This window comes from Endozoicomonas sp., assembly GCF_051008435.1.
Taxonomy (GTDB): domain Bacteria; phylum Pseudomonadota; class Gammaproteobacteria; order Pseudomonadales; family Endozoicomonadaceae; genus Endozoicomonas_A.
In genome coordinates this window covers 1-3,315 of sequence record NZ_JBPCXO010000044.1, presented here as the reverse complement: position 1 = coordinate 3,315, position 3,315 = coordinate 1, and the positions used below count along the sequence as shown (strand labels likewise).

Genomic DNA, 3,315 nt, shown 5'->3' with positions numbered 1-3,315 from the left:
TCGAAGCCTTCAATGGTGTCATCAAGCGGATAATATACAAGGCATGTGGTTACAATGATCTTGATTATCTCTATCTAAAAATCAGGCAGGAGGCCCAAAAATGATCAGCCAACCTGTAAAAGGGCCTCTTTTGGTTGATAATCCTCGCGCTGAAGAAAGCGATTAACGCTGTCGTGAGAAATGCCTGTCACTTCTGCCAGCCTTGTGCATGTTGATGATTTTGGCTCACTAATCAAAAAGCCCATGTATTGTGAAAGGGTGCATCGTGCGGTAGTCGGGCGAGTAGTACTTCTCACTTTCATCCCTGATAAACAATCATTTGGGTCAATTATCAAATTTCGGAACACGCTGTCAATGCGTAAGTCCTATGATAGGCTTAAGACGAGCCCTACTGGGCAATTCTCCAGATGCCCTTCATACCCGGCTGCTCGGTAGTGAGTTTTCACTGGCTATCAGGCAGCTAAACAGCCAGCTTCCCCCAGCAGGGCGGGCCTCATTCATTCAGAATATTCTGCAACAACTTCCTGGAAAAAGTGATGATGAGAACATTCGAATACTCAAGGAGGTTGAAAATAACCTGGCCCTCATTGAGTGGGTTATTCGTAACGATCAACTGAAGACACTGGGAGAGATCTCTGAATTTCAGTGCCAACCACCCGAGACGGTTCTCACCCGGGATGACTCACTGAATGGCCAGTTTTCAAGCAGCACCCCTCAAGTGGAAAAATGCGTCAGAGAAGAAGCCAGAAGAGACATTGCCAGTGGCAAAATAGTGTATGGCATTAATACCCAGGGGACGAAAAAAGTAAGACTGGATGAGCACTCTAATCTGGAAAGGTACACCGCTTTTATGGTTTATTCCGACTGAATCAATCTCTGTATACAACAAAAGAGCTAAAACGTTCTGTTTCTGCTGCTATCTGTATCTGTACGATGCTGTTTGTTTTGCTATCCACACCATATACTTTTCTTCCTTTCTTAAGGTGCCTTCTTGCTTTCTCTCGTATCAATTGCCTGAACTCCTCTGACAGGAAAAAGTCTCCCGTCGTTGCTGTCTCTTTTCTGAAAAGCTCAGTTTCATCCTCAAGCCCCATCTGTTCCGCAATATGCTGCATAGTTGTCAGTTGCTTATTGGTAATTGCCCATTCCAACCCTGCAAGATCTTTCTCCACTTCTCCCAAGGCTTCCCTGTTTTCAGCATCATTATCTGAAACAGGAACTCCCAACATGTTCAGGAGCTTCATTACACCTTCAGTGTCCAGCTCTTTGTTCAGCCTCGCAATTGCATCGGAAAATTCTCCTGCTAGAAAGCGACGGTGAATACTCTCTGGATTATTGGCTGATAACATAAAACTGCCTGACCTCAGGGTAACCTGAGTCGGTCTGACAGTAGTATCTCCTCCCAGATTATCCAGCTGAGTCAAATCATCAGCGGAGGGATTTTTAATTAAATAACTCTCACAACTGGCTGCTGAAATTCTATCCAGCAAAGGCACCCATAAGCTGTGATCAATTATCCATGTCAATGTCTCTTGATCCATCACACCCAGATCAGCCAACATAGCCAGCTGTATAAGATGACTTTCATTTCCATGAAGAAGGTTCAAAGCCCAATGACTGTCTGTAAAGGCTGTTTTTCTGACTTGCTTATCGGCAACTTTTGATGGAACAAACCCCAATAACTCAGGGATTGCTTCCTTAATGCCGACTTTTCGAAGTCTCTTTAAAAGCACCTGACGGAGTATTTTGTCGCTTTTTAAACCTGACCTTTTTCCTGTGTGCTTTCTTCTCGGTAGCTTCAATACTTGTTGTTGGGCTAGTTCATAGCTGGCGGGAGCATGAATAGACTTGGTATTTGCCTGAAGATATCGCTTTCTGGCCTTATAAGGGTGAGATTCAACGATGCACTCCTCAGCAACTCTTCGATCCGGTAAAGGGCCAAACATCTCACTGTACTCACGCCTGAAATCCCGACCTAATCTGGCAAGTGGTCCCAGTAATTTTCGGATATCAGAAAGATAGCTCTGAGCAGCATTTACATTGACACCCGGAGCAGCCTTTTTATCTTTCTCTCTCAGACCTGCCACACACAATCGAATATGCAAGTCGTTACTGTCCCTTAATTCATTTGAAATGAGATACTGATTCAAATGATCACAGAAAGACTTGGAGAAATATTTTTCAGGCATCAATAACTGATGAAAGGGTATATGTGAAAGGTCTACAACGGCTTGATAAATTGGATCGCTTCCTCTCTCAATGGTCATAGACGATATATCCAGCTCATATAAAACCGTAGCCCGATTCCTCAATCGCCCACCTGATTCAAGAACATGAGAAGGAGGCCGGGCGGTCATTTCTCTTGAACAATCCTTTTCCAATTTAACCGTATGAAACCCCAGAACTGTTGCACCGTGACTTTGGTCATGTCCACTAGTATTAGACTCCAACGGTTTTGGTTCATCTGATATTCTGTCAGTAATCAAAAGAGAACTCCTTTTCTCGGTGATATTGATCTTTGACCGTTCTTTACCTGTCTATGTTCATAACTATTCTGTTAGTCATATTAACGGGATCTGCTCATGAAAAGCTTTCTACTATGAAAATGCCGCCAGTTCGGGCTCTGTAGTCATTTTTCATATTTTGAGAAGAGCGGCACTCCTATTCCGTCAGCACTTGAAACACTGATCCACTACAGAGTTCAATCAATCAGTGAAGCGCTTCTATTTCTGATTGAAGACTTTCCTGAACGGCTTCAGGCCACTGATGCACATAGGCCTTAATAAACACACTCCTGTTCATCCCGCTTTTTTCCATATCTTCAAACAGTCGCTTCAAATCATGGCGCACTTCTGAGGGTTCCAAGATTGAAACAGAAAGCCCGATGGTATCAATCAGCGAGAAGCCCGATTTTTCATCATAAAAGACATTCTTGAAGTTCAGGTCATGATGAACCGCTCTGGAAAGGGTAGAAAGGCCATTAATTGCTGAAGCTCTGTGACGCAAATGAAATTCTGCCAGAGTCTGTCCAAGCGCTTTAAATATCGCACTGATCTCACCCTTATCTGACTGTTTAAGTGATAAAGCAACCCAGTCTTGCAGGGAGCTCCCTTCCACCGCTTTAAACAAGGAATGAATACGCCCACCGATCAAACCACTCCACTCATCAAAACCGAAAGAAAAAGGCTCTAGGACTTACGCATTGACAGCGTGTTCCGAAATTTGATAATTGACCCAAATGATTGTTTATCAGGGATGAAAATGAGAAGTACTACTCGCCCGACTACCGCACGATGCACCCTTTCACAATACATG

General features: G+C 43.8%; 3 protein-coding genes and 1 pseudogene. 1 reads left to right on the top strand and 3 read right to left on the bottom strand.

Going from position 1 to position 3,315, the window contains the following annotated elements:
* Positions 1–125: 125 nt before the first annotated feature.
* Positions 126–296 (bottom strand): annotated as a pseudogene (locus ACR2PX_RS01925) (IS701 family transposase); the annotation flags it as partial.
* Positions 297–367: 71 nt separating this feature from the next.
* Between ACR2PX_RS01925 and ACR2PX_RS01920 the strand changes: the two are divergent.
* Positions 368–868 (top strand): hypothetical protein, encoded by a 501-nt coding sequence (locus ACR2PX_RS01920; protein WP_433997670.1) that lies wholly within the window; start codon positions 368–370, stop codon positions 866–868.
* Position 869: 1 nt separating this feature from the next.
* Here ACR2PX_RS01920 and ACR2PX_RS01915 read toward each other — a convergent pair whose 3' ends face one another.
* Together ACR2PX_RS01915 and ACR2PX_RS01910 are read right to left on the bottom strand one after the other, a co-directional pair.
* Positions 870–2,357, bottom strand: a complete 1,488-nt coding sequence (locus ACR2PX_RS01915; RefSeq protein WP_433997669.1) for a hypothetical protein — start codon at positions 2,355–2,357, stop codon at positions 870–872.
* Positions 2,358–2,709: 352 nt separating this feature from the next.
* Complete coding sequence (locus tag ACR2PX_RS01910; RefSeq protein ID WP_433997668.1) at positions 2,710–3,153, bottom strand: hypothetical protein; 444 nt, start codon at positions 3,151–3,153, stop codon at positions 2,710–2,712.
* Between the last annotated feature and the right edge of the window lie 162 nt (positions 3,154–3,315).

Bases quoted from the DNA above. Each gene is read 5' to 3' on its own strand.
- ACR2PX_RS01920 (WP_433997670.1), top strand. From the start codon at position 368: ATGATAGGCTTAAGACGAGCCCTACTGGGCAATTCTCCAGATGCCCTT.
- ACR2PX_RS01915 (WP_433997669.1), bottom strand. From the start codon at position 2,357: ATGACCGCCCGGCCTCCTTCTCATGTTCTTGAATCAGGTGGGCGATTG.